The 18,883-nt window shown below is 41.8% G+C and carries 18 protein-coding genes; 5 read left to right on the top strand and 13 right to left on the bottom strand.

Annotated features, from left to right (window positions below; all coding sequences use genetic code 11):
• Positions 1 to 282 precede the first annotated feature (282 nt).
• From PJIAN_RS11335 to PJIAN_RS11285, 11 genes are all read right to left on the bottom strand, one after another.
• Positions 283 to 1,686 (bottom strand): MFS transporter, encoded by a 1,404-nt coding sequence (locus PJIAN_RS11335; protein WP_068705114.1) that lies wholly within the window; start codon positions 1,684 to 1,686, stop codon positions 283 to 285.
• Between the two features lie 53 nt (positions 1,687 to 1,739).
• Positions 1,740 to 3,389: an ABC1 kinase family protein gene (locus PJIAN_RS11330; protein ID WP_068705112.1), complete on the bottom strand. Its 1,650-nt coding sequence runs from the start codon at positions 3,387 to 3,389 to the stop codon at positions 1,740 to 1,742.
• A gap of 33 nt (positions 3,390 to 3,422) precedes the next feature.
• A complete protein-coding gene (locus tag PJIAN_RS11325; protein WP_068705110.1) occupies positions 3,423 to 3,728 on the bottom strand; it encodes a hypothetical protein in 306 nt (101 codons plus the stop codon).
• Positions 3,729 to 3,936: 208 nt separating this feature from the next.
• Positions 3,937 to 4,728: an ABC transporter permease gene (locus PJIAN_RS11320; protein WP_068705108.1), complete on the bottom strand. Its 792-nt coding sequence runs from the start codon at positions 4,726 to 4,728 to the stop codon at positions 3,937 to 3,939.
• Between the two features lie 5 nt (positions 4,729 to 4,733).
• Complete coding sequence (locus PJIAN_RS11315; RefSeq protein ID WP_068705107.1) at positions 4,734 to 5,354, bottom strand: ABC transporter ATP-binding protein; 621 nt, start codon at positions 5,352 to 5,354, stop codon at positions 4,734 to 4,736.
• A gap of 15 nt (positions 5,355 to 5,369) precedes the next feature.
• Complete coding sequence (gene purD, locus PJIAN_RS11310) at positions 5,370 to 6,638, bottom strand: phosphoribosylamine--glycine ligase (RefSeq protein WP_068705105.1); 1,269 nt, start codon at positions 6,636 to 6,638, stop codon at positions 5,370 to 5,372.
• Between the two features lie 21 nt (positions 6,639 to 6,659).
• Positions 6,660 to 7,670 carry a DMT family transporter gene (locus tag PJIAN_RS11305; RefSeq protein ID WP_068705103.1) on the bottom strand — a complete coding sequence of 337 codons (1,011 nt, stop codon included), beginning with the start codon at positions 7,668 to 7,670 and terminating at the stop codon, positions 6,660 to 6,662.
• 222 nt (positions 7,671 to 7,892) lie between these two features.
• Positions 7,893 to 8,702 (bottom strand): DUF6515 family protein, encoded by an 810-nt coding sequence (locus PJIAN_RS11300; RefSeq protein WP_068705101.1) that lies wholly within the window; start codon positions 8,700 to 8,702, stop codon positions 7,893 to 7,895.
• Between the two features lie 227 nt (positions 8,703 to 8,929).
• Positions 8,930 to 9,802, bottom strand: coding sequence for a Cbp1 family collagen-binding glycoprotein adhesin (locus tag PJIAN_RS11295; protein ID WP_068705099.1), 873 nt, complete (start codon positions 9,800 to 9,802; stop codon positions 8,930 to 8,932).
• Between the two features lie 127 nt (positions 9,803 to 9,929).
• A complete protein-coding gene (rsmI, locus tag PJIAN_RS11290; RefSeq protein ID WP_068705097.1) occupies positions 9,930 to 10,604 on the bottom strand; it encodes a 16S rRNA (cytidine(1402)-2'-O)-methyltransferase in 675 nt (224 codons plus the stop codon).
• Between the two features lie 3 nt (positions 10,605 to 10,607).
• Entirely contained in the window at positions 10,608 to 11,357 is a 750-nt protein-coding gene (locus tag PJIAN_RS11285; RefSeq protein ID WP_068705095.1) for a DUF8457 domain-containing protein, read from the bottom strand.
• 280 nt (positions 11,358 to 11,637) lie between these two features.
• Here PJIAN_RS11285 and PJIAN_RS11280 point away from each other — a divergent pair, with 280 nt between their 5' ends.
• From PJIAN_RS11280 to PJIAN_RS11265, 4 genes are all read left to right on the top strand, one after another.
• Positions 11,638 to 12,237, top strand: a complete 600-nt coding sequence (locus PJIAN_RS11280; protein ID WP_068705093.1) for a thymidine kinase — start codon at positions 11,638 to 11,640, stop codon at positions 12,235 to 12,237.
• A 100-nt stretch (positions 12,238 to 12,337) separates the two neighbouring features.
• The gene (locus tag PJIAN_RS11275; protein WP_068705091.1) at positions 12,338 to 13,867 is read left to right on the top strand and encodes a phosphohexomutase domain-containing protein; all 1,530 of its coding nucleotides are present in this window, start codon (positions 12,338 to 12,340) and stop codon (positions 13,865 to 13,867) included.
• A gap of 89 nt (positions 13,868 to 13,956) precedes the next feature.
• Positions 13,957 to 14,889 carry a carbohydrate kinase family protein gene (locus PJIAN_RS11270; protein ID WP_068705089.1) on the top strand — a complete coding sequence of 311 codons (933 nt, stop codon included), beginning with the start codon at positions 13,957 to 13,959 and terminating at the stop codon, positions 14,887 to 14,889.
• A 40-nt stretch (positions 14,890 to 14,929) separates the two neighbouring features.
• On the top strand, positions 14,930 to 15,658 hold the full coding sequence (locus PJIAN_RS11265; protein WP_172795606.1) for a glycoside hydrolase family 11 protein: 729 nt from the start codon (positions 14,930 to 14,932) through the stop codon (positions 15,656 to 15,658).
• Positions 15,659 to 15,770: 112 nt separating this feature from the next.
• Here PJIAN_RS11265 and PJIAN_RS11260 read toward each other — a convergent pair whose 3' ends face one another.
• Both PJIAN_RS11260 and PJIAN_RS11255 read right to left on the bottom strand, forming a co-directional pair.
• Positions 15,771 to 16,733, bottom strand: a complete 963-nt coding sequence (locus PJIAN_RS11260; RefSeq protein ID WP_068706436.1) for a pectinesterase family protein — start codon at positions 16,731 to 16,733, stop codon at positions 15,771 to 15,773.
• A 105-nt stretch (positions 16,734 to 16,838) separates the two neighbouring features.
• The gene (locus PJIAN_RS11255; protein WP_068706434.1) at positions 16,839 to 17,744 is read right to left on the bottom strand and encodes an alpha/beta hydrolase; all 906 of its coding nucleotides are present in this window, start codon (positions 17,742 to 17,744) and stop codon (positions 16,839 to 16,841) included.
• A gap of 191 nt (positions 17,745 to 17,935) precedes the next feature.
• Here PJIAN_RS11255 and PJIAN_RS11250 point away from each other — a divergent pair, with 191 nt between their 5' ends.
• Complete coding sequence (locus tag PJIAN_RS11250) at positions 17,936 to 18,871, top strand: slipin family protein (protein WP_084252394.1); 936 nt, start codon at positions 17,936 to 17,938, stop codon at positions 18,869 to 18,871.
• Positions 18,872 to 18,883 lie beyond the last annotated feature (12 nt).

The raw sequence follows: 18,883 nt of genomic DNA, 5'->3' as shown, positions 1-18,883 counted from the left end.
CGCATATAAATATCATTTTGATTACAATAAAAACGTTTTACATTACATAATGATGCATTAAAACACAAAACACAATACATTTTGATATTTACAAAATACAAGAATACCCCTATATTTTATAACCATTTGAGCAAAAAAGCAGTTTTTTTTCATACACACCCCCTAATATTACATATCACATAAGGCAAAAACAGCCATTTTACAATCACACCCCTAAAAAAACGACAAGCCAATCTCACATAAGATTGGCTTGTCGATAATAGAACAAAATCTACTATTTTATCATTTATTAATATTGGGTCTTTCCAGTCCGTATCCTTTTTTTGCATCTTCATGTTTCAGGAGAAATGCAAATAAAATGGCCACGCCACCAAAACAGGCGAAAATCAACATCGGAATAGTATAATTATACTGCGTAACTTCAATCATTTTACCATCTACCATTTTCTGGACATGTCCACTAATACAATACTTATCGAGAACATTTCCGATGAGAAGAGGCACTCCCATGATACCCCAGTTTTGAACCCAGAACACCATCGCATATGCTGTACCAAGTTTATTTTCCGGAATAATTTTGGCAACCGAAGGCCACATTGCTGATGGCACCATTGAAAATGCCACACCCAATACCATCACCAATCCCACGGCAATATACAAATTGTTAAGCGACGGAATGGAAAACAACAGGTGTACAAAAACCAACAACAAAGATCCCAGAACCATAATGGAAGCCCCACGTCCTCTCCTATCGTACATACTACCAAACAGAGGTGTAAGCAGTAGTGCACTGAAAGGCAACAGAGCAGGAATATAGCCGGCAAAAGTATCCGAAATACCAAATTTCTGTACGATCAGGTTAGTGGCAAATTTAATGAACGGAAAAACGGCCGAATAAAACAGTACGCACAGTGCTGTAATATACCAGAATGCTTTATTTTTTGCAATATCAATAATATCTCTGAACTTAAACTCGTCATCTGAAGAGATACCGGCTGCTGCTTCTTCCTTATCCAGTTTTTTATCCAAAACACCAAACAGCAGGAAGATCAGAAATCCGATACAAAGCAACAGCAGTGAAAGTATCACCGGTGCGCTTAGATGGCCTGTCATATTAACCAAAGGCACCGGCGTGAACATAGCCAATGCTGTACCAATACGTCCCGTAGAAGTATTTAATCCAATTGCCAGAGCCATTTCTTTTCCTCTGAACCAACGAACTACGGCTTTATTTGCTGTGATACCAAACATTTCGCAACCCACACCAAATATGGCAAATCCCAAACCTGCAACCACAGCAGATTTTGCCGTTGGCGCAAGCAATTGATAAGAACCCAGGTGCATTTCGAATGTACCATCTACATGACCCGAAATAGCCCAGTACTTTACAAAAGCACCGGCTATCATTATTATTATAGACAAAACACCTGTAAATCTTACGCCTAACTTATCAAGTATCATGCCGCTGAAAACCAGCATCAGCAGAAAGACGTTAAACCAACCGTAACCGCTGGTAAAAAAGCCATAATCCGTTGCACTCCACGATAAACTTGTTTGACACCGTTCCTGTAAGGGAGCCATAGCATCAGTCAAATAATAAGCACACAACATCGTAAACGATACCAGTATCAACACCAGCCATCTCATCCCTTTTGCATCGCGCAACGTTTTATGAATCTGTTCCATTGGTTTTTTCTTTCAGTAAAAATTTAGTTTATAATTTGATTTTCAATATAGTTCTATTTTTTTCGTGCAAACAATGCTTTCAGAAGTAAGAAAACAATAATACATGAAGACATGTATAGAGCAAACTTACCGTACGGACGTTCCGGTGTATTTACAATCAAAATGGAAGAACCGACAAATACACCAATAATCAAAATGGCCGACACCATACGGTAACCAATATTTCTTAAAACACGGGTAACCGGGTTCTTCTCATCAATATGAACCTGATGGTGCATGGTTCCTTCTTTTATTTTGTACAAGATTTCGTTGACTGTTGACGGAAGTGTATTTACAAGGTTCACATAATCCATTGCCGTATCATAGATAGAGGCAGCCACTTTTCGGGGACTAAACCGTGTCAGCACCAGCTTTTTGGCGTATGGGAGAACGATAGGAGTCAAAGCAATATCGGGATCGAGATTACCTGCAAATTTTTGCAAAGTTGCCAACGATTTAGCAAGCATAAAGATGCCGGAAGGTATCTTCAACTGGAATAAAACTACCAGATTAATACAATCCTGCATCACTTTCGAAAAGTCAATTTCTTCGATTGTCAGGTGACCATATTGCTTGAGAATCTGATCTATCTGAAATTCCATATCCTCGGTCTGATCAAAAAATTTGACATCGCACAACGTAAGCAAAGACGAAGCAATGGCACGTGTATCTCGACGAACAAATCCCATGCAAAACTGAGCAAGGAAGCTCATTTCACGAGGACGAAGAACGCCCACCATTCCGAAATCTATGAAGCCAACAACGTTATTGGGTAAAACAAATAAGTTGCCCGGATGCGGGTCTCCGTGGAAAAAGCCCTCTTCCAGGATCATTTTCAATAAGGCATTCGCTCCATTTACAGCGACCTGATGCAAGTCATACCCTTCGGTTTTAAGCCGTTGAATATTATCCGGCGTAATTCCAACTATCTTCTCCATTATCAACAGCTTGCGCGTTGAATATTCCATATGAACAGCCGGAATATGAACGGTAGGATCGTTCTTAAACATGAATTCGAATCGCTTGATATTCGATGCTTCCACCGTATAGTCAAGCTCCTTCATGATTTTATCCTGAAACTCAGAAATAAAGCCTAACACATTGATAGCTACCAAATCAGGATAATTTTTCACCAACTGTTTGGCCACAAAATGCATCAGGTATATATCCAGTTTTATTTTGCTGATAATGTGAGGACGTTGTATTTTAACAATCACCTCTTCTCCGGTATGCAGCCGCCCCTGATACACCTGACCTATAGAGGCCGCAGCAAGACAACGGTGGTCAAAGTATGCGAAAACGTTATCAATAGAATCATTGAGTTCGTCCTCAATAAGCTTAACGGCTGTATCGTCGTCAATAGGAATTGCTTTCGACTGAAGTTTCTTTAATTCGATACGAAACCGTTCGGATATAATATCAGGACGATCGGCAAGTATCTGACCGAATTTAATGTAGGTAGGACCAAGTTCTTCAATGGTCAGTCGCACACGTTCAGGGGTTGTACGTACGTCAAGCTGGGCTTTCGGGTGACGGCGCAAACGCCTTTTTCCCATTTTCGTACGATAAAACCATTCACGAAAGGCATGTTTTGTCAGCACCCTGATAATCTGCAACGCTCTTGAAAACTGAAGCCACGTTGTATAAATCCGAAATATCTTCATTGCTATATACAGTTATGGGAACCTTGGTCCGGGTTATTTATTCTTCATTAGTTTTTCAACATTGGCATTCAGCTTGTTGACAGCTTCCGTCAGTTCATCAAGTCGTTTCTCTATCGCATCGTCATTATGGGAAAGAGAAGAAATGATTTGCTCAATAGACAACTGATCTTTAAGGCCTTCAATTCCGGCAAGGACTTTTTCCCCCACCTTTTGAGCCTTATCAGGATCAGTCCCCATTTTATCCTCCAATACGGAACTTATCCTGTCTATTACCGCTTCCCTGTCCTGCATGCTGGTGGCAATGCCCAGACGCAACAATAAATTTAATGCTGAATTCATACGCAAATAATTTTAGAGTCATATGCAATTCGTCACAAATGGATTGATCCAATCGCATATTCGTATGATGTTACTATTTCTGCTCGGGTTGAGTATTACAAAGATACTCTTTTTTATCATTTTTATCCGAGAATAATTTGTTTTTATCCTAGCCGGATGTCCTCATTTCAATACTTTCCAGCACTGCGTAATCCGTTTTTTGATCACATTAATTTCGAATAACCTCTTCTCTGAGATTTCCGTAAGCATCAAAAATAAAACGGCCGGACAAACGGATACATAAAATAACGCTTATAACGTTTGCAGTAAAAATAGCTACCATCATCATAATCTGATATTTGATAGCCACAGAAGGATCATTTCCGCCCAAAATCTGGCCTGTCATCATGCCCGGCAACGACACCAGACCAATCGTAGCCATTTGAGCAATCGTTGGGTTAAATGCTTTTTTCAGGGCTTCTCCCACAAAAGGAAAAACAGCCTCATGACGGGTAGCTCCTGATGCCAACGCAAATCGAAACGCAACCTTGTTTTTATATATGTTGTGATAAAAAGAATTAGATGCTATTACATTGGACTGCATAATATTACCCAACATCATCCCTGTAATCGGGATGAAATAGCGGGCATCCAGCAAATATCCTATCCGAACCGTGAAGCCAAGGAAGAAAACATCGACAACGGTAAGCGTAAAAACAATTGAAACAACAAACGGGATCAGAAAATACTTCAGCTTGAGCTCTCCCCTTCGGGCGATAGTCTGACAGGTAACACCCAGCATAACCATTACCCACGCCACATTCACCAGCGGATTATTGAGTTTAAAGATATAACCCAAATAAATTCCGACAAGAAAAAGCTGAATCGTCATCCGAAGCACAGAAATTATCGTCGCTTTCACCAAATGAGTGCGATAGTAACCAAGCACAAACAACGGAATTGCAAGAAACAATTCGCTTATCAGCAATGCCGTCCAGCTTATGTCAACCGTAGATCCCATCCCGATTAAAGTGTTACTATTTTATCGCAATGGTCGTTCCATACAGCATCATGCGATGTAGATAAAACCGTCAGCTGTTTATTTCCAAGCAATCGATCAACAACTTTCTTCTTCATCCTGGCATCTAGAGCGGCCACCGGTTCGTCCAAAAATAAAATCGAGCGTTGTAATAGCAATACCGTCAAAATTCCGACACGCTGCTTTTCTCCGCCTGAAACCGAACCAATTGTATGATCCAGAATTTCAGCTTTTAGATCAAATTCTTCAAGTATGGATTCTACCTGATTGATAGCAGGCCTTTTATGCTTATTGACCTGATATTCAAACGGAGTATATATAAATTCGCGAACCGTCTGTGTTGGCAAAACATTGATTTCCTGAGGTAACCACGCCACCTGCTTTCTGATTTCCTGAATTACTGCGGGAGATAATGGCTTCCCGTCATAAAACACTTCTCCCTGATAACGATGTTCAAAGCCCAGCAACACATTAAACAAGCTGCTCTTTCCTTTGCCGGAAGGGCCACTTATCGCCATTTTCTCTCCTGTATTCAATTGAAAACTGACAGGAGAAAAAATAGGTTTATTGTCATAGGCTACAGCTACGTTATGAAGAGTAAAAAGCATTATGAAATCCGAGTTTTACAAATCGAAACCGATATCACGACGGAAATATTTCCCCTCGTAACTGATTTTTTGAGCATTGGCAAACGACTGTGCAAGAGCTTCATCTTTGGATGCGCCATAAGAACTTACCGCAATCACACGACCTCCGTTAGTCACCACATTGCCATCTGCAACTTTGGTACCAGCATGGAAAGCAATACTTCCTTCCACCTGATCGAGACCGGTGATAATTTTTCCTTTTTCGTAATCTTCGGGATATCCACCGGACACGAGCATAACGGTAACGGCGCTGCGGGAATCAAATTCAACAGTTTTTTCGTTCAGATTTCCGGCGGCAACACCTTCCAACAATTCCACAAGATCCGATTTCAGACGTAACATTACTACTTCTGTTTCAGGATCTCCCATACGGGCATTGTATTCAATAACCACAGGTTCGTTCTTCACTTTGATCAGACCAAAGAAAATAAAGCCTTTATAAACAATTCCTTCTTTATCCAGACCTTCAACTGTAGGACGAATAATACGTTCTTCCACTTTTTGCATGAATTCAGCATCAGCGAACGGAACAGGAGATACAGCTCCCATACCACCGGTATTAAGACCTTTGTCGCCTTCTCCAATCCGTTTGTAATCTTTTGCTTCCGGAAGAATTTTATAATGTTTACCGTCTGTAACAACAAACACAGAACATTCAATGCCGGAAAGAAATTCTTCAATTACAACCGTATTACCGGCTGCACCGAATTTACCCTGAAGCATACTTTTCAATTCCGAAACGGCTTCTTCCAAATCATTGATAATGAGCACGCCCTTTCCGGCAGCCAACCCATCAGCTTTCAGTACGTAAGGAGCTTCCAGCGTTTGCAAGAATTCCACGCCTTCTTCAATTGTATCAATTGTAACACTCTGGTAACGCGCCGTAGGAATGTTATTCCGAACCATAAACTGTTTCGAAAAATCCTTACTGCCTTCCAGTTGAGCGGCAATTTTATTAGGCCCTACAACGGGTATTTTCGACAATTCGGCATCTGCTTCGAAGAAATCGACAACTCCTTTTACTAATGGATCTTCCGGTCCGACGACCACCATATCAATAGCATACTTTTCAACTGCATCTTTGATAGCAGGAAAATTATCAGCGGCAATCGCAAGATTTGTCCCTGCTGAAGAAGTTCCGGCATTACCGGGTGCTATGTACAAATTCGACACTTTAGGACTTTGTGCTATTTTCCATGCCATGGCGTGTTCTCTTCCGCCCGATCCAAGTAGTAAAATGTTCATAATAAAAATATTATTGTTGTTTTAATTAATTTTCTTATCCTTATTGATCTGTTGGGTCACCACTTCCACCTGAAAACGATCAGCATCTTCTGAGTCGAGAGCTGGTTTTACCTCCACCAGTTCTCTCTCAATATCCTCGCGCGATTTACTGGTTGTCACAAAATAAACTCCCGCAAAAATCAGAATAGCAGCAATGGGTTTAATCCAGGTAAATTCATCCTGTCCGATTGAAATGGCTATTACAGAAGCAACCAGAGGTTGTACATAATTGTACATTCCGATAGTAGTTGGGCGTATTCTCTTTTGAGCAACCGGCATCAGCAAATAGGTAATGAATGTCGCGCCCACCAATAAATAGCCATACGACAGCCATTCATTTAATGAACCACTCACAAACAAATTTGCGGTCAACAGGTCTTTGTATCCAAACGGAAATGAAAGGATGGTTGAAAACAAGAACATCCATTTCATAATTGTCACCGGAGAATACCGTTTAGACACATCGCGGGTGATTACCAGAAAGAACGCATACATCAGACAACTCAATGCGCAGAACAAATCTCCCAGTATAGGAGCCGATTTGGATGCTCCCGCAGGAACGTGAGCTGACAGAATCACACACAAAACGCCAAATAGACCCAGGAAAACACCTCCTGCTTTCTTCAAAGTAATCGGTTCTTTGAGTATAAAAAACGAAATTACCATTGCCATAATCGGCATCACGGTATTTACGATAGATGCATCCGTCGGTGATGTATACTGAAGACCGAAAATAAACAATGCCTGATTAAAGCCAACACCCAGCATGGATCCCAAAAGCAGCGTAAACATGTCTTTTCGGGGAACCCGTTCTTTTTTCACAAATAAAGATAAGGTCCAAAAGGCAATAGCACCGAAAGCAAAACGGGAATATGTCAGCGCCCAGGGAGACATCCAGTGAGGCATCAGGTGTTTTGTAATCGGAAAATTCGCTCCAAATATGATGGCGGCCACAAAAATGGCAGCATGTCCTTGCAATTTTGTCTTGTTCATCTCAAAATAAATTGATTATACACTTTACAGACAACACTTTGTGCACATTTGCAAGGCATTAGTTTTGTTGGTTCAATAATTTTGCAAATTTACTACAAAAAGCCCTTGTTAAAACAGTTTCATTGAAATTACTTGCATCTTATTTGAGCATTAGTAAAAAAACAAAACAGGCAGAAATGTAGATCATTCTGCCTGTCGTTTTAATTATATTTTTTGTGATAATTAATATGGATTTTCGCCATTATAATCATCCACGCGATCTTCAATCTTAATTACTTTATACCAGATACTTCCATGGAACATTACGGCCTGATATTGAATTCCGTCAACAATATAAAATGTATTTCCGTCAATAACCACCTGTTGACCACCTTCCGGTATACTCTGTACCAAAGCGCCCAAAGGAGGCTGAACAACGACATACTCGTTGTTATATCGTTGATAATAAGCCCCGGCATAATAGTAATAGGCAGCATTGGCAAGCGTAAAAGCAACGAAACCTACCGGCAGTGTCGTGATACGAAATCCAATCGGAGGCGCAACTACCACATAAGAAGAACCGTAAGGTCTGTAATAAAAACCATTGTGATACATATAACGTACACCACGATAATTTCTCCAGTATCCGCCCTGAGGCACAACTCTTACTGAAGCACCACGAGCCGGCCATCTTCCGTAGAAACGATCATTACGTGCATCCCACGCACGATTGTCTCGCATGGTAGCGCCACCTTGTCTTGGAGCATTGAAACGGTCGTTTCCGGGACGCACATCCCGTCTGTCTGCATTGCCCCGGGGAGCATTTGACGCCTGAGGCGCGTTAGAACGGGGAGCATTAACCTGAGCGGGAGCATTGCCACGGTTTTCCGGGCGACTGGTCTGTTGCCGTTCGTTTCTTACTTCGCCTCGCTTATTATCCGATCTTTGTTCACGGTTTCCTTCACCTCTCTGTGCAAAAGCCGGCAACGCAATCAACGACGACAAAGCAATGGCACAAGTAAGGGAAAAATACGAATTCTTTGTTGATTTCATAATGTTGTCATTTTAGTGTTGTAGTAAAGTCTTAACGAACAAACTACATGTTTAATTATATGACAAAAAGCTACGATGATAGTTTAACCCAAATCAATCAATAAAAAAATTATGTTGATTAATCGACAATTTTTGCAGATTACCTGCAAAAATGTCCGGGTTAACCCTGACAAAAATATTATTTTTCGCAGCCCTTCGGGCAAATTCCGCTATAGCGGAATTTGGGTTTAATCAACTTTTACAACCAAGTAACGGGAAACACTCCAGAACTCCTTATAGTCTTTGATAGTTAACACATAGTTACCATTCTTTCCATCAGGTTTGTCCAGAGAATAAGACCCGGAAGGATGCATCGTAAGGATTTTGGCTTTGGGAGAATAAAGCGGAATGCTTTTTACCTGACGAATATCCACCTTTACAAAGTATTCCTTATTGAAATCTTTCTGAAGCACTTTAGTTGAAGATAGAAATCCTCCGCTTGTCAGAATTTTCTGATCTTTCAGTTCTTTTCCAGAACCAAACACATACCATCCGGTATAAATTTTTTCATCCTGATTGGCAATTTGTTCCTGTTGCGCCTGACTTTGAGTTTTCAGATTTGCCACGTCCTGATTCAACGTTTCCACGTTCTTATTCAGGTCAGCAATAGCAGCATCCTTGATTTGCAATTCATTCGACAAAGACTGAATCAGATCAATTTTCTCGTTCAGCATATTGTTCAATCGCTCTATTGTCTTCTGCATTTCACGAATTTTAATCGCGCTTTTGCCCATTTTACGGGTCAACGCTGCGATCTGTTCTTTATTCTTCTTCAGCATATCTGTCATCAGAAGAATATCATCGTTAATTTTGCTTCTCACATCCTGATTCGTATTCTCTGCCGATTTATTAATCTGGATGTAATTCTCCATTTGTTTCACCTTGTCGAAGTTTGCTTCAATTTCATTCATCGACGCCAGATATTCGTTAGTCTCATTTTCCAATTGAGCTTTCACCTGCATCAACGAATCATTCTGTCTCTGCAAGGATTCAACATCAGCAGGTTGCTTGTGACAAGAAACAAGCAATAAAACGGCAAGTACAGCAAGTACATTTTTCATACGTAAATATTTTTTTTCGTTTAAGATAGTATGGAGACAATTTTCAGTGCAACACATTAAATATTAAAACATTCAATATGACACAATTTAATCTTTAATAGAATCAAGATGTTTAACAAATGTAAGATTAGTTTTCCAATCCTCCAACAACAATGACAATTTCTCCTTTGGGTTGTTTTTCAGTAAAATAAGCCGCCAATTCGGTTACTGTTCCTCTGGCATTTTCTTCATGAAGCTTGCTGATTTCGCGCGATACACAGGCTTTCCGCTCCGAGCCGAAATATTCGGCAAACTGTTGCAGGGTTTTCACCAGACGAAAAGGCGATTCATAAAAAATCATGGTTCTCGTTTCCAGAGCCAGCTCTTTCAGCTTCGTTTGCCGACCCTTCTTTTGAGGCAAAAAACCTTCAAAACAGAACCGGTCATTGGGTAAACCCGAATTGACGAGAGCCGGAACAAAAGCCGTAGCACCGGGCAAACACTCCACTTCAATATCACGCGCCACACATTCACGTACCAGCATAAAGCCAGGATCGGAGATAGCCGGAGTACCGGCATCGGAAATAAGAGCGATGGTTTCACCTTTTTCAATACGCTCGCCAATAGCAGCCACCGTTTTATGTTCGTTGAATTTATGATGTGACATCATGCGGGTTTCTATCCCGAAATGCTTCAACAAAAAGCCTGACGTACGTGTATCTTCAGCCAGAATAAGATCCACTTCTTTCAAAATACGTATGCCCCTCAGGGTCATATCTTCGAGATTCCCAACCGGAGTAGGTACCAGATACAGTTTGCCCATAATTTATAAAAACTTACGATGAACCAGTTGTTTGAATTCGCCCACACAGCCATCTTCCTCCTGCCAACCCAAAGCCGACAGATAAGCGACAGCTTCTTCTTCCGTCTTCATAGCGTTGAGTAACGAAAGTGTCGTGTTCATCTTTTCTCCGTTACCATTAAACAATTCGCGTTGAAAACGGAAACGTTCTGCCAGACTCAATGCCTGACGCAAATCTTCAACCTTAGAATTGGAAAGTATATTAGCAAGTGATGGCTCGGATTTTTCCACCAGGTGATCGTTCAACGAATGTCCATTTGTATTCAGCACTTCTGCCAAAGAGTGTTTGGTTATTTCTTCTTCCGGTTTTGTTTCCACCACGGGTTCAGCTTCGGGCATCGGAGCCGGTTCCACAGGTGCAGGTTCCGGTAATTCGGGTTCGGGCACAGCCGGAATCTCCGGTTCAATCACCGTCTCTATTTCCGGATCAAGCTCCAGTTCAATTGTCTTTTCCGGTTCGGAGACAGTCACCTGTGGAGTTTCTTCTACAGCAGGGCAAACAGGAGATTCCTCTTGTTTAGCTTCCACAACAGGTTGAGGAGCATTTTGCATCTCTCCCAATTGAACCAATCCGGTCAAAATGTTTTCTGCCTTTGCCTTTGCCAATCCAAGAATAGTGGCCGATACAATATCATTTTCAGCAAACCCTTTATTCAGGATGGCTAACTCCTTAATATCCTTATCTATTAACGCAAGCAAAACTTCTTTGTTCATAAGTTTCTTTACAATTTTAATGGCAAATTAAAAGGCAAATTTTACCTTTGCAAATGTAGTGTAAAGATACTGGATAATTTTATATTTGACAATGGAAAATTGACAATTGACAATGCAAATTGGCAGAAATAACGCACAGATAAACAAATATAAAAGAGATAAAATATCAGGATTCTAAAAGATAAAAAGGTGCTATTTCCACATTTTGATATTTTCCAAGTTTTCTCCTTTACAGAAATACACGCATACCAATTAAAATCAAATAGTTATACAATATAAAATGATTTATTTCGAATCAAACTTTAACACCTCCGGCAAGAAAGGAAGCATCGAGGTAATTTGCGGTTCCATGTTCTCGGGTAAAACAGAAGAACTAATCCGAAGACTGAAACGGGCAAAGTTTGCCAAACAACGGGTCGAAATCTTTAAACCGGCTATCGACACCCGCTATTCGAAAGTCGAAGTGGTTTCTCACGATAATAATTCCATTGTTTCTACCCCGGTCGATTCGTCCGGAAACATATTGCTACTGACAGGTGATGTTGACGTAGTGGGCATTGACGAAGCACAGTTTTTCGACGAAGGCATCGTTGAAGTATGTAATCAGTTAGCCAACAGTGGACTTCGTGTGATTGTAGCCGGTCTCGACATGGACTTCCGCGGTGTACCTTTTGGTCCGATGCCTGCCCTGATGGCTATTGCCGACGACGTAAGCAAAGAACATGCAGTATGTGTGCGCTGCGGCAATCCCGGCTATGTTTCACACCGTCTGGTTTCGGATGCTCATCAGGTTTTGCTGGGCGAGAAAAATGAATACGAGCCAATCTGCCGTCATTGTTTTGAAGCTGAGAAACAAAAGGCTGCCACAGTCTCCAAATAACTCAAATCTGAGACAGAATCGTCATCCTTAAATCGGGAATAAGTCGTTTGAAACTTGCGTATATTTGTGAGATAATGCACTTTCATCAACCTCTATCTTCATGGAAAAAAATCATTTTCTCTCGCTTCAGAACGGTTCTGATATCCGCGGCGTTGCCACAGAAGGTATAGACGGAGAAACCGTTAATCTGACCACAAAAACAGTTGAAATCATAGCTCTGGCTTTTGTTGCATGGCTCTCACGACATACTGGCAAACCGGCCAACCAACTCAGCATCGCTGTTGGCCGTGATTCTCGCATTTCAGGCGAAACGTTGACTGCAGCATTTATAGAAGGCGTGGTGGCATCGGGAGCAAAAGCCATTAACTGCGGCATTGCCTCAACTCCGGCGATGTACATGAGCACTATTTTCGAAGAAACGCAGTTTGACGGCGCAGCAATGCTCACAGCAAGTCATTTACCATTCAACCGAAACGGCATTAAATTCTTCACCAAAGAAGGGGGACTCGACAAACCGGACATTACCCGCATTCTGGAAACGGCAACATTAATAACCACACCATCCGCTAATCGCGGGGAAGTCACCACATTCGATTTAATTTCAAGATATTCGAGCTTTTTAGTTGACAAAGTCAGAAAAGAGATCAATCATCCGGAACATTACGCTACGCCACTCTCTGGCTTTCGAATTGTAGTAGATGCCGGAAATGGTGCCGGTGGGTTTTATGTTGAAAAGGTTTTGCAACCACTTGGCGCCGATACTACCGGCAGCCAATTTCTGGATCCTGACGGCTTGTTTCCCAACCACATACCTAATCCTGAGAATGAAAGAGCCATGTTGTTCATTCAAAAAGCCGTTTTGAAGAATAATGCCGACCTGGGAATCATCTTCGACACCGATGTTGATCGGGCTGCAGCTGTCGACCACAAAGGTGAAAGTATCAATCGTAATGAATTAATAGCCCTGATCGGTGCCATCATTTTGGAAGAACATCCCCACTCTACCATTGTCACTGATTCCATCACTTCCGACGGCTTGGCTGAATTCATTGGCAAGCTGGGTGGAACTCATCACCGCTTCAAACGAGGCTACAAAAATGTTATCAACGAAGCTATCAGACTCAACAACAACGGCCAGGAGTGTTGGCTCGCCATAGAAACCAGCGGCCATGCGGCATTGAAGGAAAACTATTTTCTGGATGACGGCGCTTATCTGGTCACCAAACTGGTGATCAAAGCTGCCCAAATGAAAATTGCTGAAGGAAAAGATTTGAGTGAGCTAATTACCGGCTTGCGTGTTCCGGCAGAAAGCAAAGAATTTCGATTGAAGATAAAGGTTGACGATTTCAAGACTTATGGCAATACGGTGATAGAACAATTGAAATATTTCGTTGCTTCGGTTCCGGGTTGGACGATTGTTCCCAATAACTACGAAGGTATCCGCATTGCCTGCGATGCAAACTCTGGTAACGGATGGTTTCTGCTCCGTCTTTCACTCCACGATCCGGTAATTCCGCTCAATATAGAGTCTGATAAAACTGGAGGTATAACAAAAATAGGCCTTAAACTAAACACGTTCTTTGCAAAATATCCGGATGAAGAACTGGACAAAACCGCATTGTCAAGTTGAAAATGTGAGAATGTGGAAATTTGAGAATGACATCTGAGACCTTCCAATTCAATCGTAAATAGTAAATTCTAAAATCGTAAATGTAACTCATGCGTAAAATCTTCACAATAGGAGAAACCGTTCTCGACATTATTTTCAAAAACGGGCAACCAGTAGCATCCACCGCCGGAGGATCCATGTTAAATACCTCCGTCAGTCTTGGTCGTTTGGGGCTTCCTGTTCATTTTATTTCCGAATACGGCAACGATCCGGTAGGTTTTATGATTGACGATTTTCTGAATAAAAATGGCGTCAACAGCGACTATGTTTACCATTTTGAGGACGGCAAATCGGCGTTGGCTCTGGCATTTCTGGACGAAAACAATAACGCATCCTATACTTTTTACAAGTCGTATCCTCAAAAACGGTTCGACATTACATTTCCCGAAGTAAATGAAAATGACATTGTAATGTTCGGGTCGATTTATGCCATTGCCATGGAAATTCGGGAGACCTTACGTGAGTTTCTGCTTTACGCCAAAAGCCTCAATGCCTTGATCTATTATGATCCAAATTTTAGGAAAGCTCACCTGCATGAGCTGGAGCAATTGCGACCAGCCATTATCGAGAACATGTCTCTGGCTTCGGTTGTACGTGCTTCTGATGAAGATCTGGAGATTATTTTCGGAGCAAAAAACAGCGAGGAAGCCTACGAAGCCGTGAAACCATTCTGCACTACGCTTATTTACACGTCCAGCTCAGAAGCCGCCTACCTAAAAACGCCGGAAATCACACTTTGCCTGCCAACACGCAAGATAGAACCGGTAAGTACCATCGGTGCCGGCGACACTTTCAACGCCGGTATTGCTTACGGACTTTACAAACACAATATTGGAAACAATGCGCTTTCGTCCGTTTCAGCTGACACCTGGCAACAATTGATCGGTTATGGCATTGACTTTGCCACCGAAGTATGTCTGTCGTACGACAATTATATTTCGGCTGAGTTCGCAAAAATTCGGCACACGAAAAACGCTGAATAATTTGAATATTACTAAACAAACCCTTAGAATGAAATCAAACATGAAAAAAAACACGTTCTCAACCTTGAAATTCAAACTCATAATAGCATTGCAATTGGTAATTGCCATGAACGTTTATTCGCAAACGTTGTGCATCGATGCAAGTTCAGATCAGAAACAAGGTGTAAAAAACGGATTCCGTTATGAATTGTGGAATCAAAATTCGCAAGGAGAGGCTTGTATGACCCTTGGCAAAGGCGCTTTATTCAGCGGCAAATGGAACGATATTGAAAACTACCTCGCTCGTCGTGGTCTGGCGTATAACCAAACTCAAAAGCACAATGAAATCGGTACATTTTCAGCAAAATACAGCTGCATCTACAAACCGAATACCAAGGCCGGAAACTCCTATTTAGCAATTTATGGCTGGAGTGTAGATCCTCTTGTTGAATTTTACATTGTAGAAGACTGGCGTAACTGGATTCCCTCGATGTCTAAGGATGCTATAAAGAAAGGTTCTTTTTATATCGACGGCAGTCTGTATGACATTTACCAAACTACCCGGATCAATCAGCCCTCTATTGTCGGGACTGCTACATTCACTCAATATTTCAGCATAAGAAAAAACACCCGAAACAAAGGGAACATCCATATTTCAGAGCATTTTAAACAATGGGAAAAACTGGGAATGAACCTGGGAAAAATGCACGAAGTATCGTTTGTTGTCGAAGGCTACAAAAGCAGCGGAAGTTTCAAATTCGTTAAACTTAACATGGTAGCTAATAAATAATTGTCAGTCAATTTAGGCAACTTCAAATAACAACCTTTTTTTTAACAACCTTAAAAGAAATAAAACTGGAATCGGATTAGGAAATATACTATCCGGTTCCTGTTTGTTTATCTTATCGCCCCGTTTCCGGATTCCAGTCTCCAAGAATATTGGCCGTTGTATATTGCCTTGTCTCTTCTTCAGTCAAGTGATGGCTCCAGGCCATCCGTTGAGAGACATTGACTCCTGCACCGCGGCTTTTGTATTCGGCATAGTAAGCCGTTTTTTCGTTTTCGGCATTGCCCCAGTTATTCCATCCGGCAGGAGCAATCACATTGTCCATCTCACACTCCAAATAAACCACTTTAGCATAAGGCCTCCACGGACGCCCCAAAGCAAAGGCGCCCTCGGGAGCCGAACCGGTGATTTTACAATTGCGGAACACAAAACCATAGGCATTTTCTTTGGGTGTTGACGCAGCCGTTACATATCCGGCCTTTTTACAGAACAAGGTGCAGTTATCAAAGAGAACCGTAGAAAATCCGAAAACATAATCGACTGTTCCTTCGATGTAGCAATTCTTGTAGTATTGACGGCTTTTCTCGCCATGCGGATAGAGCGTGTCTTGAAAGCCCAAAAACCTGCAATTAAAAAAGCTCACTTTATCGCCGTCGATGCGAACAGCTACTGCCTGTCCCACAGACCCGGCCGAATTTTCGAAGGTGATGTTTTCTGCCGTAAAACCATCGCCATAGATAAAGAAGGAAGAAGAACCCGAAGTGCCAATATTCTCTCCGAAACGATTCTTACGTTGCGCAAAGTCGTCGAATGTCAGAATGGTTTTAGCGGGATCCTCGCCGACAAACGACACGTTAGTTTTATTTGCTGGCAAGGTCAGTTTTTCTTTATAGACACCCGGTTTAATAAAAATACGGGTACGGTTGGCACGCATGTCGGGCACGGCATTGATGGCTTCCTGCACGGTTTTGAAATCGCCGCTTCCATCGGCCGCCACCAAAAAATCGTACTTATTTTGTGCCATCAGCACAACAGAACACAACAGCAAAAAGCCGGATAAAATTAGTTTACGCATCATGTCGTTTACAATTTTAATATTTACGATTGGCCATTTGAACAAGACGAAAAACAAATTATATTTTCAAATTCTCAAATCTTCAAATTGGCTCATTAGCATATTGTTTCAACACCCTAACTCTTTTAACCATGCCTCAACAATCGGCATCCAAAGGTCGGTAGAAATAGGATTGTGAGTCAGAGCGATGGAGTGTTTGCCATGCGGGAAAATGTGTAATGAGGCATTCACTTTCTTTTCCCGAAGCGCAATATACATCATGGCGCTGTTGAACGAAGGCACTGCCGGATCGTCATTTGCCTGCATTAGCAAGGTAGGTGGCGTGGTTTCGGTCACATGCAGGTTGGGCGAAAACTTATCAATCATCTCCTTGCTTGCACTCTTACCCAACAGATTTTCGCGCGAACCCTTGTGTGCATAGGGATCGGCCAGCGATATAACCGGCGAAAGCAAGATCATATAATCGGGCCGAATCGAATATTTCGACAATGAATCCTTCACTTCGGTAAAATCTTCGGTATACACTCCCAGCGAAGCCGCCAGATGTCCGCCTGCCGAGGTTCCGAAAACACCGATCTTATCGGCATCGTAGTGATATTTTCCCGCCAGAGCACGCATCAGCTTTATGGCCCGCTGCCCGTCCTGCAAAGGAGCCAATTCGGGGTGAACCACATCAGGACTTTGCGGCAAACGATATTTCAGCACAAAAGCCGTAGCTCCCAGCGTGTTGAAATACTTGGCAATTTGTGATCCGCTCACCACGTTGGCTTCACGGGCATAACCGCCCCCCGGAATCACCAGAATAGCGAAATTACGGTTTTCCTCCTTCGATGGAGTATATACTTCTATATCAGGTTGCCCCACCCTGTAGACACGTTCATTGGCAATGCTATCTCTGATATTCATCCCCCAGCTATTGGGCATTGAACCTTTTTGCCAAAGAGGAAACGAAACTTGTCCGAAGACAACGGAAGACGAGATTAACACCATCAACAACAAAACCAATCTATTCATTTTTCCTATTGTTATCATTTTTATGCGCTGAATTCTTTGATTTACAAATTTAGCCAAAATTGTCTGATGACTCATCAAACGACGATTTTCCATCCGACTTTCATTTCAAAATTAATTCCTCACGCAATAACACTTCGTGAATTAGCAACTTAAATTTGTAACAATATTCTACACCTTTAATTCCTTCAACTATGAAAAATGTAGGTTCTATTGCAGCGTTACTCTTTGTAATTATTGTCTTAATCGGTATCGGACTTGCTCTTTTAATAAGTCCCGACTTCACTGACACAACAAGTCATGTCATTTTAATAATCAGCTTCATAGTAGCAATATTTGTAGCATGGGCAACAAAGGTTGCTAACCAGTGGGACAGAGCCGTCGTTCTACGTCTCGGCAAGTTTCATGCTCTTCGCGGACCCGGCATTTTCTTTATTATTCCTATTGTTGATTACATTCCTTACTGGATTGACATTCGGGTTATCACAACCTCTTTCAAGGCAGAAAAAACATTGACTAAAGACACCGTTCCGGTGGATGTAGATGCGGTTCTCTTCTGGAAAGTTATTGATCCTAAAAAAGCAGCAATTGATGTATCCGATTATTACAGCGCTATCAGTTGGGCTTCTCAGACTGCCTTACGTGATGTTATCGGTAAAACTATGCTTTCGGATATGCTGGAAGGCCGTGAAAAAATCAGCGAACTTTTGCGCAATATCATTGATGAACGAACAGAACCGTGGGGCATTAATGTCATTTCGGTTGAAGTAAAAGATGTGCTTATTCCTCAGGGACTTGAAACTGCCATGTCAATGCAGGCACAAGCCGAGCGCGAACGACAGGCGAGAGTTATTCTGGGTGATTCGGAACGTCAGATTGCCAGCAAATTTGAAGAAGCAGCCAGAACCTATTCGGAAAATCCGACAGCATTCCATCTGCGTGCCATGAATATGTTATACGAAGGTCTGAAAACCAACTCCACCATTGTTGTAGTGCCAAGTTCTGCTATAGAAACCATGAGTCTGGGCGGACTTACCGGAACTATTGCTCTTACCAAATCAATACAACAGGATAAGGAAAAAGAACAACGGCAATCCGGCAAAGAAGGTGTGAGCGATATTGTTTATTGACAACAAGAAGTA

The sequence above is a fragment of the Paludibacter jiangxiensis genome (assembly GCF_001618385.1).
GTDB classification, from domain to species: Bacteria; Bacteroidota; Bacteroidia; order Bacteroidales; family Paludibacteraceae; genus Microbacter; species Microbacter jiangxiensis.
This window is presented reverse-complemented; position numbering and strand designations above follow the sequence as displayed.